The organism is Shewanella sp. HL-SH5 (assembly GCF_051163755.1).
Taxonomy (GTDB): domain Bacteria; phylum Pseudomonadota; class Gammaproteobacteria; order Enterobacterales; family Shewanellaceae; genus Shewanella; species Shewanella glacialimarina.
The window spans coordinates 1,807,849-1,829,076 of the sequence record NZ_CP195038.1 but is presented as its reverse complement, the minus strand read 5'-3'; the positions used below and the strand labels follow the sequence as shown (position 1 = coordinate 1,829,076).

Below are 21,228 nucleotides of genomic sequence, written 5' to 3'. Positions count from 1 at the left end.
ATCAATAATGAAAAAGGAATGATGATGAACACCACAATTAAAAAATTAGCACTATTAAGTTTATTCGCTTTACCAACCTCAGTAATGGCTGGAGAGTTAAGCACCACAGTTAATGCAACGTCTGATTATACTTTTAACGGTGTTAGCCAAACGGATAGCGGCCCGGCATTACAAGCTAGCCTAGACTATGCTGCGGATGATGGTTGGTATGTGGGTTCTTGGGCATCAAATGTAGACTTTGGTGACGCGGATGATACTTGGTTAGAACTTGATTTTTACGCAGGTAAATATTACGAGCTAACAGATAAATTATCTATCGATGCTGGTCTTGCTTATTACACCTATCATGGTGATGACGCCTCTGATGAATATTACTACCCAGAGCTATATACCAAGTTTGGTTATGCATCATCACTGGGGCAAAGTGAATTAAACTTTTGGTACACATGGGATTATTTTGGTGTTGATGCAGGTCATTACATCATAATGGCGGCGCATACTTTTACAGTTGCTGAAGGTCATGATATTCGTGTCAGCTTTGACCGTTCAACATCGCAAGATGAAGACAAATGGGCATGGGGAGACGATGCTTCTTACAACCATTATCGTGCAGAATACATGACAAGCTGGGAAGGTTTCGACTTTAACCTAGCAGTAGAAGATACCAGCCTAGATAGCGATGCAAGTGATACCCGCGCAGTGATCTCTGTATCACGTACTTTCGCGCTATAAGTCTTTAATACGACTTAACTAACATCATAGTTAGCATCACTCAGCAGAATAATGTTTATGACATTATTCTGCTTTTTTATATTTATCAGATACCTAAATATCAATTAAGTATCAGTAAGTCATAATTCTACCTTAATTATCTTATATGCCCATTCAACTTCTCTGCCTTCAAGCACATGTTCAAGTTTGTTTATGCTGGCTTTAGTACCATCTACGACTCTTTTACAAAAAAGTCCTTCCCTAAGGCCATTTTTACCAGTGTTCACCTCATTTAGACTCTACAAACTCAATCGCATTAGGATACTTACCAATAACAACCTCGGTCTTAAATTGGACTAAAAATCTATTTAGGTCTAAAATAAGACCCATGCAATACTAATATAGCTAACATTAAAACCTGTTATCACTCTAGCTTAAATGTAAAACGGAGAGTAATTGTTATGACTGCACACAATACCAATACATCAAACATTGATTTTGCAGAGGCAAAGACCTCAAAAGTGGGTTTTAGTGCCGCTGTATCTATTCTAGAAAAATGGGGCTGTGCGCCAAAAGATATGCTTAATATTTTACGTTTACCTCGCTCTTCTTACTTTGCATTTAAAAAACCAGAGGCGAAATTCGTGCTCGACAAAGATCAGCTAACACGCATTAGTTACATACTGAACATTCACGCAGCACTTAGAATGTATTTCTCCAATCCTGAAAACGTATATGGCTTTATGCAGATGGAAAACGCCAATCCCTATTTTGAGGGGCGTAAACCGCTGGATATAATAAAAGGTGGAGGCTTTCCTGAACTGCATGAAGTCTTTAGCCGTGTCGATAGCATGCGAAGTGGTGGTTGGTAATGACGACAATATCAACCGTTGAGCATCAGGTTGCATATAGACTTATCAATTCAAAATTTCCACCCATTTCGATGTTTGATGATGTCGCTTCTGTGGAAGATTTTGATACTATTTTTGCATTACAAAGTCTAACCAACCCAAGGTTACTGGATCAGCTTGGCCATATTGATTTGGTTAACAAAGCAGATATACCTTTTGGTATTAATGGCTGCTCATACGCCACAGCCCCTTTTACCCACATCAATAAAGATGGCAGTCGTTTCTCTAATGGTTCGTTCGGGGTACTTTATCTTGCCGATGATATCGACACAGCAATTGCAGAAACCAAATATCATCAACAAAAGATGCTAATGGCTATCAAAGGGGTTCATTATGACACGATTATCATGCGAGGCTTACGTTGTGTATTTAGCGCCGAATTAACTGACAGCACAGTGATAAGTTTAGAAGCCATGTCAAAGTCGTCGATTTACCACCAAACAAATTATAGCGAAGCACAGCAGTTTGGAGCACAGCAGCGAAAATCTGCAATTGAAGGCATTCATTATACGTCGGTAAGAAACCCATTAACGGCTTGCTACGCGCTATTCACTCCAAGATGCGTCGAAGAGATTGTACAATCATCACATTACGAATACGTTTGGGGCGGTTCATCGATCGACGCAGTGAGACTAATATCCGCGCCTTAATCACTTTGAATGACTAGAGTTAAGTGGCAAATAAATAATCACATCGAAAGTTGCAGCATAAAAAACATAACGCTTAAAAGTGGTAACAAACTATTGGTATAGTTTAAAACAAGGGACTTTATTACAGATAGAGAGGAAAGGATAAACAAGATATGGTACACCCGAGTGGACTCGAACCACCGACCCCTACCATGTCAAGGTAGTGCTCTAACCAACTGAGCTACGGGTGTATATTGGAAATTGGATAAGATTAAATTGGTACACCCGAGTGGACTCGAACCACCGACCCCTACCATGTCAAGGTAGTGCTCTAACCAACTGAGCTACGGGTGTACTGACTTTGATTTCCTAACAAAGCGGTCGCCATAGTAAGGGCGTTGGCTAACGCTTGCAAGTAAAAATTACCATAACATGGCTAAATGGTGATTTGCTGTGCAACTTGCCGATTTAATGACAAAAAGTCCTAGCCATGTGAACCTAGCTCCCCCTGGACTTTTTATCTAAATGTTAAAACTCAGCGATCATATTGGGGAGTAAATGATTAAATCTAATATCAAGTTTAATCTATTGCCACCAATGGCGTAGCACGATTCTCCAGTAAAACTGGAATACCATCATTAATCGGATAGGCAATTTTATCAAACTTACAAATTAGCTGTTGGGCTTCTTTGTCGAATTCCAGTTTACCTTTGCACACAGGGCAAGCGACAATATCAAGTAACTTTTTATCAAAAGCCATTTAGATTTCCTTTTTAAGTTGAATAAGTTGAGTCACTCGACTCATAAACTGAATATCAAATTGTTCATTTAGCTTCGCATTTACCGGTAAATACCACCAGTTTTGTAATGCAAAATCGCGACATTTAACCGCATCTTTTTCGGTCATTAGCAAGGGGGTTTGTGTTGATAGCTCAATCAGCTGTTGTTGATCGTAAGCTTGATGGTCGGCAAAAGCCACGGTCTGCCTAAGTTGATAACCTTGTTGAATCAAACTATCAAAAAAACGTTGTGGATTACCAATACCTGCTATCGCCACAATAGGTTGTTCAATGATTGATACCTCTGTATCAAACAAGTCTGGGACTAAGGCTTTATCAAACGAATGTGGTTTAACCCTACATAATGGCGCTGGCACTAATTGCATCAGCTGTTCTTCAGGCCCTTGAGTCTTTGCTAATAGCGGACCACCATTATTGATAATCCAGTCGATATTATCTAAACGCCACAAGCCTTCTCTTAATGGCCCTGCTGGCAGTAAACATTGATTACCATAACGACGTGCACCATCTACTAGGGCGATTTCAATATCACGCCCTAATGCGTAATGCTGCAAGCCATCATCACAAATGATCACATCAACATCAAAGTCAGCTAATAACGTTTGCGCAGCTAACACGCGTTGACTGCCAACCACCATAGGTACATGGGTACGATTGACAATCATTAATGGCTCATCACCCACATCAACGGCTTTGCTTGACTGAGTGACACTGATTACACCATCAATACTCGCCCCGTAACCACGACTTACAACGCCAGGTTTTAAACCATTGGCTCGTAGTAAGTTAATTAGATAAATCACCGTTGGGGTTTTACCACTACCACCAGCAGTAATATTACCAACAACAATGACAGGCACAGGCAGTTGGGTGACTTTTTTGATGCTAAATGTGAACAGCGAGCGTCTGATATGACTAATAACAGCAAACAACGCCGACAACGGTAGTAAAAGCCACCTTGCCCAGTGGCCTTGATACCAAATTTGATTTATCCATTTTTGCATTGAGGTAAAAACCTAGCTGCTAAATTGCATTTGATACAAGTTGGCATACACCCCGTTTTGGGTAATCAAATCTTTATGTACGCCACGCTCGATAACTTTACCTTGATCAATAACCAATATTTCATCGGCCGATTCAATAGTTGATAAACGATGCGCAATAACCACTGAGGTTCGGTTATGGCGTAAGTTATCTAAGCCTTTTTGAATCGCTTTTTCTGATTCAGTGTCCAATGCCGAGGTTGCTTCATCTAAAATCAATACCGGTGCATCACGTAACATGGCACGGGCAATAGCGATACGCTGACGCTGACCGCCAGATAACAACACCCCATTCTCCCCTACCTGAGTATCTAACCCATCGGGCAAGGTGTTGATAAACTCCATGGCGTAAGCAAGCTCTGCAGCTTGTTCTATTTGCTCACGGGTAGCTTCACCAGGGTAGGCATAGGCTATATTGTTAGCTATTGTGTCATTGAATAAAGTGACTTGCTGAGACACCAATGCCACTTGATTACGAAGACTTTTTAATTGGTAATCATAAATGCTGGTGCCATCGAGTAAAATATCACCATTTGATAAACCGCCATAAAAACGGGTGATCAAATTAGCGATAGTCGATTTACCAGAACCAGAACGGCCAACTAGAGCGACGGTTTTGCCCGGTTTAACATCAAACTCAATTTGATCTAGGGCTTTTCTTTCTTGTTCTGGGTAGCTAAAGCTGACGCTATTAAATTGTAAATGTCCTTTAACACGATCAACGCTATGGGTGCCGGTATCGGGTTCTACTGGGGTATCTAATAATTCAAAAATGGTGGTACAGGCTGCAATACCACGCTGAAATTCAGCATTGACGCGGGTTAAGTTTTTAATTGGCTGTAACATGGCCATCATTGCACCTAAAATGGCGGTGAAGGTACCGGCCGTTAGCTCTGCCTTCATGCTGTCCCAACTGGCAGCATACAACACAAATGCTAATGCGAATGAGCCAATGACCATAATTAACGGTTGGCTAACTGACTGCGCCACTGCTAGCTTCATATTTTGATGACGATTACTGTCATTCACTTTAAAGAAACGCGCCATTTCAGTTTTTTGACCACCAAATGACAGCACATTTTTATGGCCTTTGATCATTTGTTCGGTTGTGGCTGTTACTCCGCCCATTGCGGATTGAATTTGCTTAGACACTTTACGAAAACGTTTACTGACCACACTGATAACAATGCCCATAACTGGGCCAATTACCAAGATACACAGAGACAATTTCCACGAGAAATAAAACATGATGGCTAACATGCCGATAACTGTCATTGAGTCTCGAACAATCGAAATAAGCGCACTGCCTGATGCTCTGGCAATTTGCTCGGTATCAAAGGTGACACGAGAAATAAGGTTGCCACTGTTTTCGCGGTCAATGTAACTGACAGGTAAATGTAGATAGTGCTCAAAAACCTGTTGACGCATGTCCATGATAAGTTGAGCGCTCATGTAAGACACACAATAGGTCGACACAAAGTTAGCCAAACCGCGCAAAGTAAACATGCCGATCACCACAAAAGGTGCCATTCGCATAATGTCATTATCGGTATTAAAACCACCGTGGGAGGGTATTTCAACTCCGGCGACGGTAGTCGCTGATGAGGCAAAACCTTGGTCAATAAAAGGTTTAATAAACGCAATAAAACCAGCATCAACCGCGCCATAGGTAAGCAAGGCCAATACCGCCATAATAAACATGGCTTTCATCGGTAAAACATAAATCATTAAGCGTTTAAAAACGCTCCACATTTCATTATCAGAGTATGACGACATTTATATAATTCTTAACTGACAAACATAAGCGACATTCTACTCTGCTTTAACTATCTGGCCAAATCTAAACAAACGGTTATACCAAAATGGCGCTAAATCGTTGCGATAAGTGCTTATTTGATAACCAGTGTGTTTAAACTTGATACTAATTTGTCCCTGTTCTCCGCTGATAATAGTCTTTATCCCCCGCTGTTGATAACGCGCCATCACATCAGATTTAGGAAATCCGTATTGATTATTAAAACCCGCATTCACTATGGCTAATTGTGGTGACACGGCATCAATAAAAGTGTCGGTAGATGAAGTACGGCTGCCATGGTGCGGCACAAACACAATATCAGCATCTATCTGTTGCTTGTTTGATATTAAACTTTGCTCTCTTTTCGCCTCAATATCACCCGTCAGCAATACAGCAAAAGCCTTCGCGGTTAATTCGGGTAGAAGTATATTCATTAGTTCACCTTTACCAAGATGGTCTGCACCTTGTTCAACAGTTTGAAGGTGATCCTTCTCAAATTCGATATTCAGCATGATTACGCAGGATTGATTGTTATCTTTATCTGAGCCTAAATGATCTGACAAAGTGGATATTTGTACCCTTCCCCATTGCCATGATGCTGAATGGCAATCACTGATATTAATGTTAACCAGGTCAGCCGCTCGATTGATTAATGCCTTGCCATTATCAGCAATCAAGTGGGTGTTGGGAAATGCCGTTAACATCGGTATTAACCCGCCACTGTGGTCATTATCATGGTGGCTTATGACAATATAATCTAACTGGGTGATGCCCCTTGCCTGTAGAAAAGGCAATATTGCCCGTTCAGCATAACTAAAGTCACCAAAGGCTGCGCCGGTATCATAAATCATGGCTCGGTGTTGTTGTTGAAGTACGATGGCAGAACCTTGTGCTACATCTAGTACATGAAGATAAATTGGTCCATTTAAGGTAAAAACCTGACTTTGATCGCCTTTATTATCCATCTGCGACATTTTGCTAATAGCCAATTGTATTAATGGCAAGTTCATTACTAAAGCGGTGAGTAATATGATCCCATGATGATTAATTTTAGCAATCTTATTTGATTGACCGGGTTGATTGAATATTGATTTACTGCCATTAAATGAATGAGTAAGTAAACGGCTAAATGACCAGCGAAATGTCAGCAGTAATGTCCATCCCAGCAAACTAAACATACCCGCCACAACCCATGACTCACTGACGTAAACAACATTATGACTAAAGTCACTAGACCAAGTTAATAGCTGACTAAAAGGGGCGAGTAGTTTGTCTGCTACAATAAATAAAACACTATCGAAGCTAAGTTCATTGGCGCTTGAAAACTGAAATAGACTCGCTAGACCGCCGGAATGTATTAAGGGGCTCAACACCAGCCAGACTATAAAACTACCCAATACAATGGGGATCACCAATATACTAAACCAGGGCACAACAATGAGGTTTATCCAGATACTGTGAATCGATAACGTGCCAAATAATAGTGCTTGCAATAACCCTAGACCTAAGGCTAATCGCCACTGAATTGACCACAGGGACCCAATATAGCCTGTCACTTTTTGTCGCCAATGATGATCTGTGGATACTTTTTTAGCATGACTTACTGAGGTATCAACAAAGCGCAAGATAATGGCCAGTGCAATAAAAGATAGCCAAAAACCTGCGCTAAGCATTGATAAAGGGTCAATAAACAACACTCCCGCCAAGGCATACATTAGTCGTTGCCAGACACTGTGATGCTGTTTTAACAGGCTAAACAGTACCAAGAATATAAGCATAAACAAGGCCCGCTGAGTGGCAACAGCAAAGCCGGCAAGATAGGCGTAACCCAATGCTGACAATACTGCCAAAGTTAATGCTAAATAAACAGCGAACATACCGAACTGCAAGTTAACTTTGGCCATAGCTATTTGCGCCAGCTTAACCCGGGTTAGTATTACAAAGCACAAGCCGAATATTAAACCAAACACCACTGACAGGTGTAATCCAGAAATGGCAATTAAATGGCCGGTACCCGTTTGACGTAATTGCTGCCACCGCTGATCAGATATTTGGCTTTTATCACCAAACAGTAGTGCCAGTAGCAGATCACCATTGGCTATCTTGGGGGTAATGGCTGCAAACTCAGTTAACCAACGCTGGCGCAAAGACGGCTGATACGATAACAAATCAGCCTGTTTAACTCGCCCTTTTGCGACAATATGGCGATTAATATAATACCTTTGCTGATTAAAACCGCCTTGATTAGCTATACTGGTAATAGGCTTTAATTTTGAATCAAACTGCCATATTTGACCTAGCTCTACTTTTGGCGCTTGTTGCCAAGTTAAACGGTAAATTTGATCGCCTGTTATGGTTTTAAATAAACCAGATATATTAATATTGGTTAATTTTGGTTCAATTACACGCACATCAATGCTTATCCAGTCGCGGTTATGATTTACTAGTGATACTATCTCCGCTGTAAAGGTTTTGTTAGTTTTTGGTGTAACTTCTGGCTGAAAGTCTAACGAATAGAAATAGATACTTATCCAAAAAATAGCAAAAAAAGCACCACTTAATCTAGGTGCTTTGAAAAGGCAGACCAAAGCCAAGAGTAACCAAATAGGTAAACACCATAGCGATGGGATTACAGGCCAAAGTAATCCAATGAGGCTACTGATACAGAAGCCGAAAATAAATCGATTCATAGGGTACTAGTAAAGACAGTAATCACTTAAGATGCCAAAAAAATTCATACAAAAATTTATGCCTGATCCAAAAACACTGAAAAAGCATAAATATTTGCGGGTGTTTGGTAAATTATTGGATAAACCCAATTTGTGGGTATTAAATCGTAAATCAGCCCCAGGGGCTTTTGCGGTAGGGTTATTTATTGGCTGGATGCCTATGCCATTTCAAATGGTTGCTGCTGCTGGGTTAGCCATTTTATTTAACGTTAATATTCCGTTAGCAGTGGCATTAGTATGGATAACTAACCCTATCACCATGCCATTTATGTTCTATATGGCTTATTTATTAGGCGTGAAATTACTCGGGGTTGAAAAGTTGCCCTTTGAATTTGAAGCAAGTTGGCAATGGGTAGAAACATCGATATCGACAATTGGCCCACCCTTTTTACTCGGCTGCTTTGTATTAGGCGTGGTTTTTGCTGCAATTGGTTATTTGATTATTAATAGTTTATGGAAATATTCGATACTATTTAAATGGCAAAAACGCAAATAAGCTTTACATTGCCATTTTATTTTTGAGTTTACATTTAGTACTGAGTTATTGACATTTTCTATTGCAATAAGCTGAGTTAAAAACAGATATCAAGCTGATATGATGACACAAGCAAACATCCAATATTACCAGCCTTTAAGCCTATTTATCAGCAATTCACGTGATGCGCTTTTTAATTTCATAGTAAGCTAGAAAAAGAAGATGCAGTAGCAATAACGCACTAAAAGCTGAACAGAAAAAAAGTAACGCTATCGATTCTACCTTAGTTGGCTGTTCTGCATAAAACCACCACCATAACGGCCAGCCGATCACAGATAGTGACGTTAACTGTGCCATGCACCTGAAGCATCTCCCCAGTTTTTGTATAAAAATTGATTCATCACATTGATTGCAAGCCATGTTATTTCTTATTAAGTGATTCTGTTAATGAGCCCAAAGGAAGATATTAACCCAATTGGCTTAACACTGACTAAATTCACTTGCTAGCATGGCATATAGGTATTCATCGCCCCACTTCCCTTTAAACATCACATTTTGCTTAAAATGGCCTTCTTGTCGAAAATTGGCTTTTTCTAACACTGCTATACTGGCTTTATTTAAACAATCAGTAATTGCAATAACACGATGTAGCCTCAACTCAGTAAATAAATACTCTAGTAACCCCTGTAATGCTTGTGTTGCCAAACCTTGGTTCTGGTGTTGTGGCGCAACGGTAAAGCCCACTTCAACTTGTTGTTCATCAATGAAATGTACCGCTAAGTCACCCAGTATTTGATCGGTTAATGGATCAGCAATCGCCAATTGATACCAATTACCTGGCACAGCGAAATCAGTGTAATCCGTTTGTGCTAGTAGCTGCTTAGCATCATCTAAACTGTATGCAGTCCAACTTTGATATTTGGCGATGTAGACAACATTTCGATATTCAGAAAAAACCACTAAATCAGACGTTATGAAGCGACGGATAACAAAGCGTTCAGATAAAAGACTTGGGGCACTAATCTTAGCAATGACTGATTTAGGCAAGGTATTTTTAGACATGACGTGCTACTTAGGCTTATTTGAGGTTAAATTGTACAAGATTAAACGCTAACAGAAATGGATTAATCTCACTATAAATATTGAATCACACGGCATTATTAATTAGTAACATCCGGCTTTGTTTAACTAGGTTACCTCTAAGTATTCAGCTGATAGTTCAACCATTGTTAATTTATCGCAAATATATTATTCAATAAAACAAATAAACCGCAAAACACATCCTCATAATGCAAACTAGATCGCATTATAAATCGACAATTGACTACTTCCCTGTATAATTCGGCGCCTACTAATACACCCAAGTCAGTCTTATTCTCACTAAAGCCGATTATCGCTTTTTTGTCGATCAATATTCTGTAATTACTCAATTGGATACATGTTTTGATTTCTACCGCAAATATTACTATGCAGTTTGGCCCAGAGCCGTTGTTTGAAAACATTTCGGCGCAATTTGGCCACGGCAATCGTTATGGCTTGATTGGTGCTAATGGTTGTGGCAAATCCACATTCATGAAAAATTCTCAGTGGTGAACTGGCTCCAACATCAGGCAATGTTTCAATTTCGCCAGGCTTAAAAGTAGGCACCTTGAACCAGAACCAATTCGCTTTCGAAAACTTTAGCGTGGTTGACGCGGTTATCATGGGCGATGTGGCACTTTGGAAAGTGAAACAAGAACGTGACAGCATTTATTCCCAGGCAGAAATGAGTGATGAAGACGGCATGCGCGTCGGTGACTTAGAAAGCCAATTTGCAGAAATGGACGGTTATAGCGCTGAAAGTCGCGCTGGCGAAATCCTGTTAGAAGCAGGCATTGAAGAGTCGTTTCACTATGGCTTGATGGCACAGGTTGCCCCAGGTTGGAAATTGCGAGTGTTATTAGCACAAGCATTATTTGCCAACCCCGACATACTGCTACTTGACGAACCCACCAACAACTTGGACATTCATACCATTAGTTGGCTTGCTAACGAATTAAACAAACGCAAATGCACCATGATTATTATTTCCCATGACAGACACTTTTTAAACTCTGTGTGTACCCACATGGCAGACATCGATTATGGCGAACTGCGGATTTACCCTGGTAATTATGAGTACTTCCTCGCACAATCAAGTTTATTGCGTGAACAGCTTCTGGCTGGTAATGCGAAAAAGAGCGCTGAGATTGAAGAGTTACAGGACTTCGTTAACCGCTTTGGCGCTAATGCTTCCAAAGCCAAACAAGCCAGTTCTCGCGCTAAGAAAATGGACAAAATTAAACTTGATGATGTTAAATCATCAAGCCGTATTACCCCGTCTATACGCTTTACTGAATGTAAAAAACTACATCGCCAAGCATTAGTGTTAGAAGAGCTTGGGCACGGTTTTGATGAAGTATTATTTGAACATGGCGATCTTATTTTAGACGCAGGTTCAAAACTGGCTATTATTGGTGAAAACGGCGTGGGTAAAACAACACTACTGCGTTGTTTAGTTGAAGAAATTAAACATAACCATGGCCGGATTAAATGGTCAGAAAATGCTGCCATTGGTTATTGTCCGCAGGACAGTAGCGCAGATTTTGACAATGACATGACTTTATTTGACTGGATGTCATTATGGCGCACACCTAAGCACAACGACCTTATGGTACGTGGCATGTTGGGTCGTTTATTATTCACTGAAGATGACGCGAACAAGAAAGTGCGTAACTGTTCTGGTGGTGAAAAAAATCGTCTTTTATTCGGTAAGTTAATGATGATGGACGTTAACGTATTGATCATGGACGAGCCAACTAACCACATGGATATGGAAGCAATTGAAGCGCTGAACCAAGCGTTGAAATTATTTGAAGGCACATTAATATTTGTTAGCCATGACCGTGAGTTTGTGTCATCACTTGCAACACGCATTATTGACGTGAAAGATAAAAAACTGGTTAACTTCCACGGTACATTTGATGAGTACCTTGCAAGTCAACCGCCGTTGTAAGCAGGGATTGACACCGTAAATTAAGGCCTTCATTGTGGTATCCAACTATGGGATAAGAATCACAATATTAATGAAGGCCTTTTTGCTTACCCTAACGTTTAGCCTTCCCGTTTTGATAAGTAAACATGAATACCTACTCGTATTGATGGTTCATATTGATTAACCGATTTGCTATAGGCAGAACAAAATCAATAAAGAGTAAAAATAGTTGGCACCTAATTTGGCTTTAACGCCTGTTTCTTTTAAGCAACATCAACCCAAATAGCGAAAGTATCATGAACAGAAAAATCGAATTACTCGCACCAGGCGGCGATGTTGACGCAATTAAAGCTGCAATCATTGCTGGCGCGAACGCGGTATATTGTGGTTTAGAAACCTTTAACGCACGAAATCGCGCCGCTAACCTTACGTTTGATGATCTTCTTGGTGTTATTTCCCTAGCCCATCGATATCAATGCGAAGTTTTTTTGACCATGAATGTCGTGATCCTTGAAAATGAAATACCGACTTTGGTTAAATTGCTGAATCAACTGGTTAATACCGGCATAGATGGCATTATTGTTCAAGATTTGGCTTTGTTTCACCTAGTCAACAAACACTTCCCTAGCTTACTTATCCATGCGTCAACACAATTAACCACCCACAATGAAGGCCAAATTGGCTTTTTAGCCAAAGTGGGCGCAACCCGGGTTAATTTGTCGCGCGAAATGAATCTGGCTGAAATAAAAAGCCTCACCCGATACGCACACGATTTAGATGTACTAACCGAAGTCTTCGTGCACGGTGCATTATGTATTGCATTTTCAGGCCAGTGCTATTCAAGTTCAGTCAGTGTGGGCAACTCAGGCAACCGTGGCCGCTGTAGCCAAGCGTGTCGTGATGAATATGACATTACTGCTGCGGGCAATAAGTTTCCACTAAACCTCAAAGATAACTCAGCTTATTTTGACTTGCCTGAATTAGTGGACGCTGGGGTTGACTCATTAAAAATTGAGGGCCGTATTAAAGGCGCGCAATATGTCCATACAGTAGTGGATAGCTGGCGTAAGCAAATTGATAGATTTGTGGAATCAGGCAAATTGCTGTCAGATGACTCAAATCTTTATAAAGTGTTTAACCGCGACTTTACTAACTCTTTTTTGAAGGGCAACCTGACTAAAGACATGTTTATCGACAATCCGCGCGATAACAGCTTTAAACATGCCAATGATAAAAGTAATGCAATTTCAGTGGTGCAAATTCAAGAGGCGCAGCAAACACTGTCATCAGACAAAGATGCCATCGTTTCACTGGTAGCCGATAAGGTCAGCCAACTCAGCATTGAAAAAGTCAGCTTGTCACTGCATTTCTCAGGTAAGCTAAACGAGCCCTTAACCATTACTGCTGTCACAAAAGACACCACAGTTGAAATTCAATCGGCAGTAACACTGACATTAGCAACAGATTCTCGTATTGACGAAGCGGCAATAGTAAAACGCTTTAAAAGTCTTAAGCAAAGTGAATTTGAGTTATTACCGTTTAATTTTGATGGGTTAGAGAGTGACTTAAGCATTCCTTTTAGCCAACTAACGCAGATGAAAAATCAACTGTTGTTCAAGCTGACAAAAAGAGAATACATAGGCGCGGTAACCTTACCGGCATTAACCCATTACCCCAAATTAAATAGCCAGCCAACATTGTCATTGCTTATTTGCGATGAAAAAGATGTTGATTTGTGTGATGTCACAGACGCTGACATTTACTTTAAGTTGCCTGAAAGCTTTAAAGTTAATGACAATAAGTACATTGATATATTTTTACGTAATCCAAGGTTAATTCCGTGGTTTCCGGCAGTATTAATTGGTAAAGATTACCTTGAATCCGTTAGATTATTAGAAACCGTAAAACCTAAACGCATAGTCAGTAACAATACCGGCGTGGCATTTATTGCAACCAATATGGGGATTGAATGGATTGCTGGGCCGTTTCTCAATACCACCAACTCTTATGCTTTGCTAACCCTACAAGAAAGACTGAATTGCGCTGGCGCATTTATTTCAAATGAAATAAACCGCAACCAAATTAAGAATATTGCTAGACCGAAAAACTTTAAAATGCTTTACAGTATTTACCACCCTATTTTGATGATGACTAGCAGACAGTGCTTTTTCCAGCAAACGGTTGGCTGTAACAAGCCCAGTATTGAAGATGGCTGTATGCTGAAATGTGAAAAAGCCACTACGATCACCAATGTAAAAGGCATTTCATTTGCGGTTGATAAACAAAAAGGCGGTTACCCAAGTATTTATAACCACGAACAATTTTTAAATATTGACGCGGTTGAAGACTTATCGCATTTGTTTGATGAGTTCTTTATCGACTTAACCGACATAGGCTCAGGCTCTAAAGCTAAAATAGATAAAGTGGAATTAGTCAGCCATTTTGAAAACGTGCTGAAAGGTATTACTGAATCGAAAACGAGCCTTAAGCAGTTAGTCACCATTTCAACCAATGCCCAATACCAACAAGGGTTATAGTAACCGGTTAATATTATTCGTATTAACCTCAATTTGATAATGACTACACCGCTCAGCAAAAAGGCTTTACCTTCCACAGGTAAAGCCTTTTTAACATTTTATTTAGCAGCATTTCAGTTTGATTTTCTTATTGAAACGAACTCACTTCGTCTGCTGTTAAGTCTCGCCACTGGCCAACGGGCATATCAAGCATCACTTCACCTACTTGTTGACGATGTAAGCCGTTCACGCGATTGCCTATGGCAAAGAACATCCTTTTAACTTGATGATATCGCCCTTCTGTAATCGATAGCAGCACCTCAGTATCACTCATAATAATCAGTTCGGCAGGTAATGTAGGTTTACTTTCACCTTGCAACAATAAGCCTATTTTAAACAAGTCTATTGCATCATGGTTAATAGGTTTAGCTAACTGCACTCGATACACTTTACGGCAAACACACTCTGGTCGAGTAATATTATATGACCAACGTCCATCATCGGTTATCAACACAAGCCCTGTGGTGTCGGCATCTAGGCGTCCTGCGATATGCAGCTCGTCTTTATGGGCAACATCGATGCTATTAAGTAACGAAGGATAATGGCCATCAGCATTAGAACAAATGGTGTCAGCCTGTTTATGCATCAACATATAACGGAATGGCCTTGTGGTAAGCGTCTGCCCATTTAATTGAATCAGGTTATTTTCATGCACCTGGCTAATCATGTCAGTATTCACCACACCATTAACCCTGATATAACCAAGACTAATTTGATCTATAACTTGAGCTTTAGTAAATAATGTACTTTTAAGTACAAATTTATCTAGCCGCATAAAACATCTACCCTGTTAACATTAATGCATTATTAAATTCATAGTCATGACAAACAACAAATGAAAAAACGACTTATATTCAACGATTTACTTTTGGTTGTTGCGCTAAAAAGGCTTTAAAAGCATTAACGGTTTTAAGCGGGTCTTCTTCCTGAGGAACATGACCAAGTTCGTTAAAGCGCACTAGTTGGCTACCAACAATATCGTGGTGAAATTGGTCTGCAATTTCAGGCGGAATAAGCCTATCTTGCTCGCCCCAAATAATCAGAGTGGGCAGTTTAAGCTCAGATAATCGCGATGCTAGCTGCCCGGAACGGAGTTTTGGCAACAGCTCGGTTAAGGCCTGCCTATTGCCTTCTCGGATAGTAAGATCAAAATATCGCTCCACTAGTTCTGGGGTGACCAGCTCAGGATTACCATAAACATTTTTAACACTGCTTTCGACAAGTCCCCTTGGTAGCACTTGTTGCATGAGTTTATTTAAAATCGGCGTGCTAGCAATTCTAAAGCCTATGGGTATAGACTCGGGTTGAAATGGATATCCACTGGAATCTATCAACACCAACTGAGCAACGCGATCAGGATAAAAGACAGCCGTAGCCCACGACACATACCCTCCTAAAGAATTACCAACCAAAATAGCACGGTCGACCTCGAGCTTATCAAGCACCTCAATAACAATACGGGAATAACTTTCAATACTGTAATTGCTGTCTAAAGCTGGGCCTGTTAACCCAAAGGCGGGTAAGTCAAAACGAATAACTCTATGATGATCTTTTAACGCATTAGCCCAGCCATCCCAGGTGTGAAGCGATGAGCTTGTACCATGAAGTAACACTATGGGGATCGCATCATCACTTGGCCCTTCATCCCGTAAGTGTACCTGCATACCCGCGATATCAATAAACTGTGACGGAGTTTGTGCCCATTGTGGCTTAAGTTGCTCGACAGAACGGTCAGGCACACGATTAACTAAAAAATAAATAGTCGAAAAAATGATAAACAACAGTAAAAGACTGCTGACTAATTTTAATATTAACCTCAATGAAAACTCCGACTTAATAATGAACCCGTTGTAGATTTTACATTCTACTGATGGAACCATTAAAGACGCAAGTATAAGATAAATAATACATTAAGCCTGTTACGGAGACGAACTCACCCATTCGTCAGATATAATCCTGCATATGGCTTTGTAAATCCATTTATGGCCGCCATTACCGTGAGTCTATTTTAGCAACCATTTCTGAACCGCGTCTTTATCCGGTATAGACCCTGTGTGCACTAATTGATTATCTATTACAACCGCGGGCGTACTCATTACATTATGTTTAAGTAATACCTCAAGACTTGGCTCTTTAACCACGCTAACTGTCACGCCACAATCATCTGCAACTGCCTGAATTAATGCTGCCGTTTTGACACATTTTGCACATCCGCTGCCAAGCACTTCTATTTTTTTCATAAGGCCCCCATTAAATATAAATAACATTAATTATCCACCCAACAAGGGTGAATGAAACGAGTAAAAGCATAAAAATGATAGTCAGTAACTTCCAGGTCATGACTTGCTTTAACAAGATAAATTCAGGAAAGCTTGCTGCAACGGTACTCATACAGAATGCTAATGTTGTACCAAGCGGAAGCCCTTTAATGATTAAACTTTCCATAACTGGAATAATCCCAGTTGCATTTGAATACAGTGGAATGCCAGCTAACACCGCCATGGGCACAGACCACCATTGGCCGCTACCTAAATTGGCAGCAAACCACAAGTCAGGGACAAAACCATGTAAAGCTGCGCCTAATCCTACCCCAATAAAAACCCATTTCCATACCCGAGTTAAAATATCTAACAACTCCGCTTTGGCAAAATCGTGCCGTGCTTTAAACGTCAACTTAGTGTGAGTTTTCTGAGGGCTATCTGGCTGATTTGCGTTTTGATATGCCTTAAATGCAAATGGCTGTAACATTTTTTCAGCCCGAATGAGATCAAGAAACATCCCCGCTGCAATCCCTATTGCCATACCTACTAGAATATAAATAACAGTTATTTGCCATCCAACTAAACTTAACAACAATAGAACTGCCACTTCGTTTATGAGCGGTGACGTGATGAGAAACGACATGGTAATACCTACAGGTATTCCTGCGGATGTGAATCCCAGAAAAATCGGTATGCTGGAGCAGGAACAAAAAGGGGTGATAGCGCCGAATGTTGACCCCATTAAATAACCCATAAATTTATTTTTTGAGGCTAAATAATCACGTACCCGGTTAATATTGAGTGAAGCACGGATCAACGCTATGACGTAAATCATCAATACTAGCAGGAAGAATATCTTAGTGGTGTCTTCAATAAAAAACTGAATCGCATCGCCGAATTTAGTTCCGGGAACCAAACCCAATACTGAAAATACTAGCCAATCAGCTAATGTGGTAAATAGGGATAACATAAAACCTCTCAATACACATTTAAAGGTCAATTCAGTCGTAAAACGTTTAAACCAAACACTGGTATGTTGAGCATTTATTATGCAAAGAAACTAATATTGATAATGTTAAGGACCTAATGAGCCTATTAGTCAGCCACTTATGCTTATCTTGTTACTTAGATATAGCAACAATACTAAATAGATTATGTATTAGGGATCGCAGTTTAGTGATTAACAGTACTGTTTATGAAAATATCTTGGTTTAATTACAACATTAGAATGTGCTAACTTGGTTACCATAGGCTAGTATAAAACAAGGCATAGGATTGCTTGGCTTTTTGAGCTTGATTTATGTGATGAAATGATAAATTGATGTAAATAACTCAACCTGGAAAGGAGTGCAGATTGAAACTTATTTTACTAATAACACTATTAAGCTGCTTTAGTGCGTGGGGAGAAACATCCACAAGCAAACACACACGCCAAGATATATCACTGTATACCTATCACTATATGCCGCCTTATGTAATTGATAGTAAAAATGAAATAGGCCTGCTTTATGATGTGGCACATTTTTTTAACCAACAACAACAAGATTACCATTTCAGCGTGTCTTACATTCCTCGAAAACGTCTTAATCATTTGCTCGAGACACAGAAATTTGACGGTATGGTTATCGGCGTAAACCCTTTTTGGTTTAAAGACAAAGATAAAACAACTTATTTATGGTCAGAGCCACTAATGCGCGATCAAGATGATATAATTTCTCATCTAATTAATCCTGTCGAATTTGTTAATAAGCAAGCTTTGTACGGTAAAGTCGTCGGGGGCATATTGGGTTTTCGTTATCACACTATAGACAAACTCGTCGCTGACGGCTTAATGACTCGCATTGACACTTCTAACGAATCACAACTGATTAATATGCTTATCAAAAAACGTTTTGACTTTGCTATTGTGTCTAGAGCAACATCCATTTACTACCAAGGCTTACTCGAACAAAATCAACAACTTTACTTATCTTCTAAGCCTCACGACAAATATACTCGTCATATCCTGGCTCCCAAAGCACTCAGTACTCAATTTAAGGCAATTAATCCTCTTATTGTGTTACTTAGCAACAACCCAGATTGGCAAGACAGCATGCAAAAGTATAAAACATTTCTATTACCTGTTGATCTAACAAAGATTGACTGACAACAACTAAATCAATCAATCCAAGTTGTCATTGAATGTCCCGGCAAACAGCCTGAAAATCAACTTTTATTAATCAGTGATTTTACTTTTGCCATTTGTGATTGCAACAGCAAACTGTGTCGATGTGAGACTACCTTACTTTCAAATATGCCATTCTCAATTAGTCTGTAAGCTTCTTCTGCTTCAAAATGATAACCTAGCGATTGCCTGTTGTCAGAAAAGGTATCGACTTGCTCATCAAGATGATACAAGTGACATTTACTCGCCCTAAAGGCATCTGGAATAATGATGTAACCTTTATCACCAATTATATAAGCATTGTTCGACAAACGGCACTGAAACGATGCGGCTAAACTCACCATCACCTGCTCGCTTTTTGCTATGATAATGACATCATCTTCCACGCCCGTTTCACAGCAATGTGCTTGAACATAAAGATTGCCTATATCAGCATCAAGAAAGTAATTAGCAATTGCCAAAGGGTAAATCCCCATATCTAACAAGCAACCACCAGCCAACTGCGGATTATAGGCTCGATCATCAGGATTAAATGGAATAGGATAGCCAAAATCAACTTTGATATGCTTTAGCTGACCAATTAGGCCATCATCTAACCACTGTTTAGCATGTTTAAGGGCGGGTAAAAAGTAAGTCCACAACGCCTCCATCAACAGCAAGTTTTTCGCTTTAGCTAAATCGACCAATATTTGACATTCTTCAACCGAAACTGTCATCGGCTTTTCACACAGCACATGTTTCCCGGCCATTAACGCATCATAGGTTTGCTGGAAGTGAAAATTATGTGGCGTTGCAATATACACGATATCAACATCAGGATCGTCAAACAGGGTTTGATAGCCCTGATAAGCTTTCTCTACATGATATTGCTGCGCAAATACATCAGCATCATCTTGAGTTCTAGCAGCTACTGCATATAAATGATTGTTTTCAGCAAAGGCTATATCTTGACAAAACAAAGCAGCAATTCTGCCCGTACTGACAATTCCCCAATTTAACTTACTCATTTACGTCCTTAATAGTATTGAGATGGTTATCTCAATTATGATACAGAAGGATTCTGTGGGACATAATATATCGATACTTTTGATTAAGTGCTGCTACCAGAACTTATAAAGAGTGGGTGATGTTGTCATATAAAAAAATACACATGAAATAGCATTAAATGTTGAATTAACATTCGATATTTTGATGTTGTTTCTTACATTTATACATAGCTTTATCCGCACAGGCAAGCAAGGCATCTGACGTGGTGCCATCATCCGGATAAATTGCGACACCAATACTGCAATTCACCTCAAACGGCTTACCATTAATGGTATAAATTTGGCTTAGCTTGTTAGATAAAGTATCAATCATTGACGAAATAACGTCCTCACTTGCTATGTTTTCTAATAACAGAACAAACTCATCTCCACCAATTCTTGCAACCGTATCGGCGTGACGAATAGACCGTTTAAGCCGTTGTGCGGTTTCGAGTAATACTTTATCTCCAAACACATGACCTTTTGTGTCATTAATGATTTTGAATTTATCTAAATCAATATAAAACAGCGCAAAGCGGAGGCTATTTCGCTCACTTTGCGCGATTAAATGCTCTAAGCGATCAAGTAATAAATAACGATTAGGAATTTTTGTCAGGGAGTCGTAATGCGCTAAATGCTCAAGCCGCTTAGTTTCGTTGATACGCTCAGTAATATTTCTATTGATCCCTAATGCGCCTATCATCTGGTTAGTTGAATCATAAATAGGCACACATATAGACTCAACCCAGCCAATATTGCCATTTTTATGCAGCATTCTTACTTCACCAGTCCATTTACCTTGCTTCTCTACCGCAGATATCACTTCAGAAGAGATATGAACGCTGTCTTCGGGCACATGTAAAATATTAACGGGCTGGCCGATAGCCTCAGCTTTAGAGTAGCCATATAGGGCTTCAGAGCCTTTATTCCAATCCGCTATAATACCCTGCATATCAGTGACAACCACTGCATCAAATAAATAGTCGAATGCCTGAGCTCGTTGTTTAAGCGTATCAGAAATCATTATTTGTCCATCATTGCAAAAACTAATTGGTTGGTTAAGGCTGTATGTCGATTCACGAATAAAAATGACTTA

The 21,228-nt window shown here is 39.9% G+C and carries 18 protein-coding genes, 2 tRNA genes and 1 pseudogene; 7 read left to right on the top strand and 14 right to left on the bottom strand.

The window, feature by feature from the left end; all coding sequences use genetic code 11:
- Positions 1 to 24: 24 nt before the first annotated feature.
- The 3 genes from ACRWQM_RS07920 (at position 25) to ACRWQM_RS07910 (ending at position 2,272) form a co-directional block, all read left to right on the top strand.
- Positions 25 to 732 (top strand): TorF family putative porin, encoded by a 708-nt coding sequence (locus ACRWQM_RS07920; protein ID WP_434926252.1) that lies wholly within the window; start codon positions 25 to 27, stop codon positions 730 to 732.
- Between the two features lie 440 nt (positions 733 to 1,172).
- The gene (locus ACRWQM_RS07915; protein ID WP_434926253.1) at positions 1,173 to 1,583 is read left to right on the top strand and encodes an antitoxin Xre-like helix-turn-helix domain-containing protein; all 411 of its coding nucleotides are present in this window, start codon (positions 1,173 to 1,175) and stop codon (positions 1,581 to 1,583) included.
- Positions 1,583 to 2,272 (top strand): RES family NAD+ phosphorylase, encoded by a 690-nt coding sequence (locus ACRWQM_RS07910; protein WP_434931794.1) that lies wholly within the window; start codon positions 1,583 to 1,585, stop codon positions 2,270 to 2,272. Before ACRWQM_RS07915 ends, ACRWQM_RS07910 begins: the two co-directional genes overlap by 1 nt.
- A 153-nt stretch (positions 2,273 to 2,425) precedes the next feature.
- On the opposite strand, the gene ACRWQM_RS07905 is transcribed toward ACRWQM_RS07910, so the two are convergent.
- From ACRWQM_RS07905 to ACRWQM_RS07880, 6 genes are all read right to left on the bottom strand, one after another.
- Positions 2,426 to 2,502, bottom strand: a tRNA-Val gene (locus tag ACRWQM_RS07905).
- 26 nt (positions 2,503 to 2,528) lie between these two features.
- Positions 2,529 to 2,605: transfer RNA gene (locus ACRWQM_RS07900), tRNA-Val, on the bottom strand.
- Between the two features lie 226 nt (positions 2,606 to 2,831).
- Complete coding sequence (locus ACRWQM_RS07895; RefSeq protein ID WP_434926255.1) at positions 2,832 to 3,011, bottom strand: Trm112 family protein; 180 nt, start codon at positions 3,009 to 3,011, stop codon at positions 2,832 to 2,834.
- The gene (gene lpxK, locus ACRWQM_RS07890; RefSeq protein ID WP_434931793.1) at positions 3,012 to 4,055 is read right to left on the bottom strand and encodes a tetraacyldisaccharide 4'-kinase; all 1,044 of its coding nucleotides are present in this window, start codon (positions 4,053 to 4,055) and stop codon (positions 3,012 to 3,014) included.
- Between the two features lie 12 nt (positions 4,056 to 4,067).
- Positions 4,068 to 5,870: a lipid A export permease/ATP-binding protein MsbA gene (msbA, locus tag ACRWQM_RS07885; protein WP_434931792.1), complete on the bottom strand. Its 1,803-nt coding sequence runs from the start codon at positions 5,868 to 5,870 to the stop codon at positions 4,068 to 4,070.
- 36 nt (positions 5,871 to 5,906) lie between these two features.
- Complete coding sequence (locus ACRWQM_RS07880; RefSeq protein WP_434931791.1) at positions 5,907 to 8,579, bottom strand: ComEC/Rec2 family competence protein; 2,673 nt, start codon at positions 8,577 to 8,579, stop codon at positions 5,907 to 5,909.
- A 31-nt stretch (positions 8,580 to 8,610) separates the two neighbouring features.
- On the opposite strand from ACRWQM_RS07880, the gene ACRWQM_RS07875 reads away from it, so the two are divergent.
- On the top strand, positions 8,611 to 9,114 hold the full coding sequence (locus tag ACRWQM_RS07875) for a DUF2062 domain-containing protein (protein ID WP_434926259.1): 504 nt from the start codon (positions 8,611 to 8,613) through the stop codon (positions 9,112 to 9,114).
- A 156-nt stretch (positions 9,115 to 9,270) separates the two neighbouring features.
- On the opposite strand, the gene ACRWQM_RS07870 is transcribed toward ACRWQM_RS07875, so the two are convergent.
- The gene (locus ACRWQM_RS07870; protein WP_434926260.1) at positions 9,271 to 9,513 is read right to left on the bottom strand and encodes a DUF3624 domain-containing protein; all 243 of its coding nucleotides are present in this window, start codon (positions 9,511 to 9,513) and stop codon (positions 9,271 to 9,273) included.
- A gap of 60 nt (positions 9,514 to 9,573) precedes the next feature.
- The gene (locus tag ACRWQM_RS07865; protein ID WP_434931790.1) at positions 9,574 to 10,155 is read right to left on the bottom strand and encodes a GNAT family N-acetyltransferase; all 582 of its coding nucleotides are present in this window, start codon (positions 10,153 to 10,155) and stop codon (positions 9,574 to 9,576) included.
- A gap of 381 nt (positions 10,156 to 10,536) precedes the next feature.
- On the opposite strand from ACRWQM_RS07865, the pseudogene ACRWQM_RS07860 reads away from it, so the two are divergent.
- Positions 10,537 to 12,127: pseudogene (locus ACRWQM_RS07860) on the top strand (ABC-F family ATPase).
- A gap of 275 nt (positions 12,128 to 12,402) precedes the next feature.
- The gene (locus ACRWQM_RS07855) at positions 12,403 to 14,643 is read left to right on the top strand and encodes a peptidase U32 family protein (RefSeq protein ID WP_434931789.1); all 2,241 of its coding nucleotides are present in this window, start codon (positions 12,403 to 12,405) and stop codon (positions 14,641 to 14,643) included.
- A gap of 127 nt (positions 14,644 to 14,770) precedes the next feature.
- Here the strand turns inward: ACRWQM_RS07855 and ACRWQM_RS07850 are convergent, their stop codons facing one another.
- The 4 genes from ACRWQM_RS07850 to ACRWQM_RS07835 all read right to left on the bottom strand — a co-directional run bounded on the left by ACRWQM_RS07850 (position 14,771) and on the right by ACRWQM_RS07835 (position 17,913).
- Positions 14,771 to 15,457 carry a pseudouridine synthase gene (locus tag ACRWQM_RS07850; protein ID WP_434931788.1) on the bottom strand — a complete coding sequence of 229 codons (687 nt, stop codon included), beginning with the start codon at positions 15,455 to 15,457 and terminating at the stop codon, positions 14,771 to 14,773.
- Positions 15,458 to 15,536: 79 nt separating this feature from the next.
- Positions 15,537 to 16,421: an alpha/beta fold hydrolase gene (locus ACRWQM_RS07845; RefSeq protein ID WP_434931787.1), complete on the bottom strand. Its 885-nt coding sequence runs from the start codon at positions 16,419 to 16,421 to the stop codon at positions 15,537 to 15,539.
- A gap of 264 nt (positions 16,422 to 16,685) precedes the next feature.
- Entirely contained in the window at positions 16,686 to 16,922 is a 237-nt protein-coding gene (locus tag ACRWQM_RS07840) for a thioredoxin family protein (RefSeq protein ID WP_434926266.1), read from the bottom strand.
- A 10-nt stretch (positions 16,923 to 16,932) separates the two neighbouring features.
- Entirely contained in the window at positions 16,933 to 17,913 is a 981-nt protein-coding gene (locus ACRWQM_RS07835; protein ID WP_434931786.1) for a permease, read from the bottom strand.
- Between the two features lie 384 nt (positions 17,914 to 18,297).
- Here ACRWQM_RS07835 and ACRWQM_RS07830 point away from each other — a divergent pair, with 384 nt between their 5' ends.
- Positions 18,298 to 19,089: a hypothetical protein gene (locus ACRWQM_RS07830; protein ID WP_434931785.1), complete on the top strand. Its 792-nt coding sequence runs from the start codon at positions 18,298 to 18,300 to the stop codon at positions 19,087 to 19,089.
- A 59-nt stretch (positions 19,090 to 19,148) separates the two neighbouring features.
- On the opposite strand, the gene ACRWQM_RS07825 is transcribed toward ACRWQM_RS07830, so the two are convergent.
- Both ACRWQM_RS07825 and ACRWQM_RS07820 read right to left on the bottom strand, forming a co-directional pair.
- Complete coding sequence (locus tag ACRWQM_RS07825) at positions 19,149 to 20,114, bottom strand: Gfo/Idh/MocA family protein (protein ID WP_434931784.1); 966 nt, start codon at positions 20,112 to 20,114, stop codon at positions 19,149 to 19,151.
- A gap of 166 nt (positions 20,115 to 20,280) precedes the next feature.
- On the bottom strand, positions 20,281 to 21,156 hold the full coding sequence (locus tag ACRWQM_RS07820) for a diguanylate cyclase domain-containing protein (RefSeq protein ID WP_434931783.1): 876 nt from the start codon (positions 21,154 to 21,156) through the stop codon (positions 20,281 to 20,283).
- Positions 21,157 to 21,228: the final 72 nt, after the last annotated feature.

Coding starts and splice junctions, on each gene's coding strand:
- ACRWQM_RS07920 (WP_434926252.1), top strand. CDS start 25: ATGAACACCACAATTAAAAAATTAGCACTATTAAGTTTATTCGCTTTA.
- ACRWQM_RS07915 (WP_434926253.1), top strand. CDS start 1,173: ATGACTGCACACAATACCAATACATCAAACATTGATTTTGCAGAGGCA.
- ACRWQM_RS07910 (WP_434931794.1), top strand. CDS start 1,583: ATGACGACAATATCAACCGTTGAGCATCAGGTTGCATATAGACTTATC.
- ACRWQM_RS07895 (WP_434926255.1), bottom strand. CDS start 3,011: ATGGCTTTTGATAAAAAGTTACTTGATATTGTCGCTTGCCCTGTGTGC.
- lpxK (WP_434931793.1), bottom strand. CDS start 4,055: ATGCAAAAATGGATAAATCAAATTTGGTATCAAGGCCACTGGGCAAGG.
- msbA (WP_434931792.1), bottom strand. CDS start 5,870: ATGTCGTCATACTCTGATAATGAAATGTGGAGCGTTTTTAAACGCTTA.
- ACRWQM_RS07880 (WP_434931791.1), bottom strand. CDS start 8,579: ATGAATCGATTTATTTTCGGCTTCTGTATCAGTAGCCTCATTGGATTA.
- ACRWQM_RS07875 (WP_434926259.1), top strand. CDS start 8,611: ATGCCAAAAAAATTCATACAAAAATTTATGCCTGATCCAAAAACACTG.
- ACRWQM_RS07870 (WP_434926260.1), bottom strand. CDS start 9,513: ATGGCTTGCAATCAATGTGATGAATCAATTTTTATACAAAAACTGGGG.
- ACRWQM_RS07865 (WP_434931790.1), bottom strand. CDS start 10,155: ATGTCTAAAAATACCTTGCCTAAATCAGTCATTGCTAAGATTAGTGCC.
- ACRWQM_RS07855 (WP_434931789.1), top strand. CDS start 12,403: ATGAACAGAAAAATCGAATTACTCGCACCAGGCGGCGATGTTGACGCA.
- ACRWQM_RS07850 (WP_434931788.1), bottom strand. CDS start 15,457: ATGCGGCTAGATAAATTTGTACTTAAAAGTACATTATTTACTAAAGCT.
- ACRWQM_RS07840 (WP_434926266.1), bottom strand. CDS start 16,922: ATGAAAAAAATAGAAGTGCTTGGCAGCGGATGTGCAAAATGTGTCAAA.
- ACRWQM_RS07835 (WP_434931786.1), bottom strand. CDS start 17,913: ATGTTATCCCTATTTACCACATTAGCTGATTGGCTAGTATTTTCAGTA.
- ACRWQM_RS07825 (WP_434931784.1), bottom strand. CDS start 20,114: ATGAGTAAGTTAAATTGGGGAATTGTCAGTACGGGCAGAATTGCTGCT.
- ACRWQM_RS07820 (WP_434931783.1), bottom strand. CDS start 21,156: ATGATTTCTGATACGCTTAAACAACGAGCTCAGGCATTCGACTATTTA.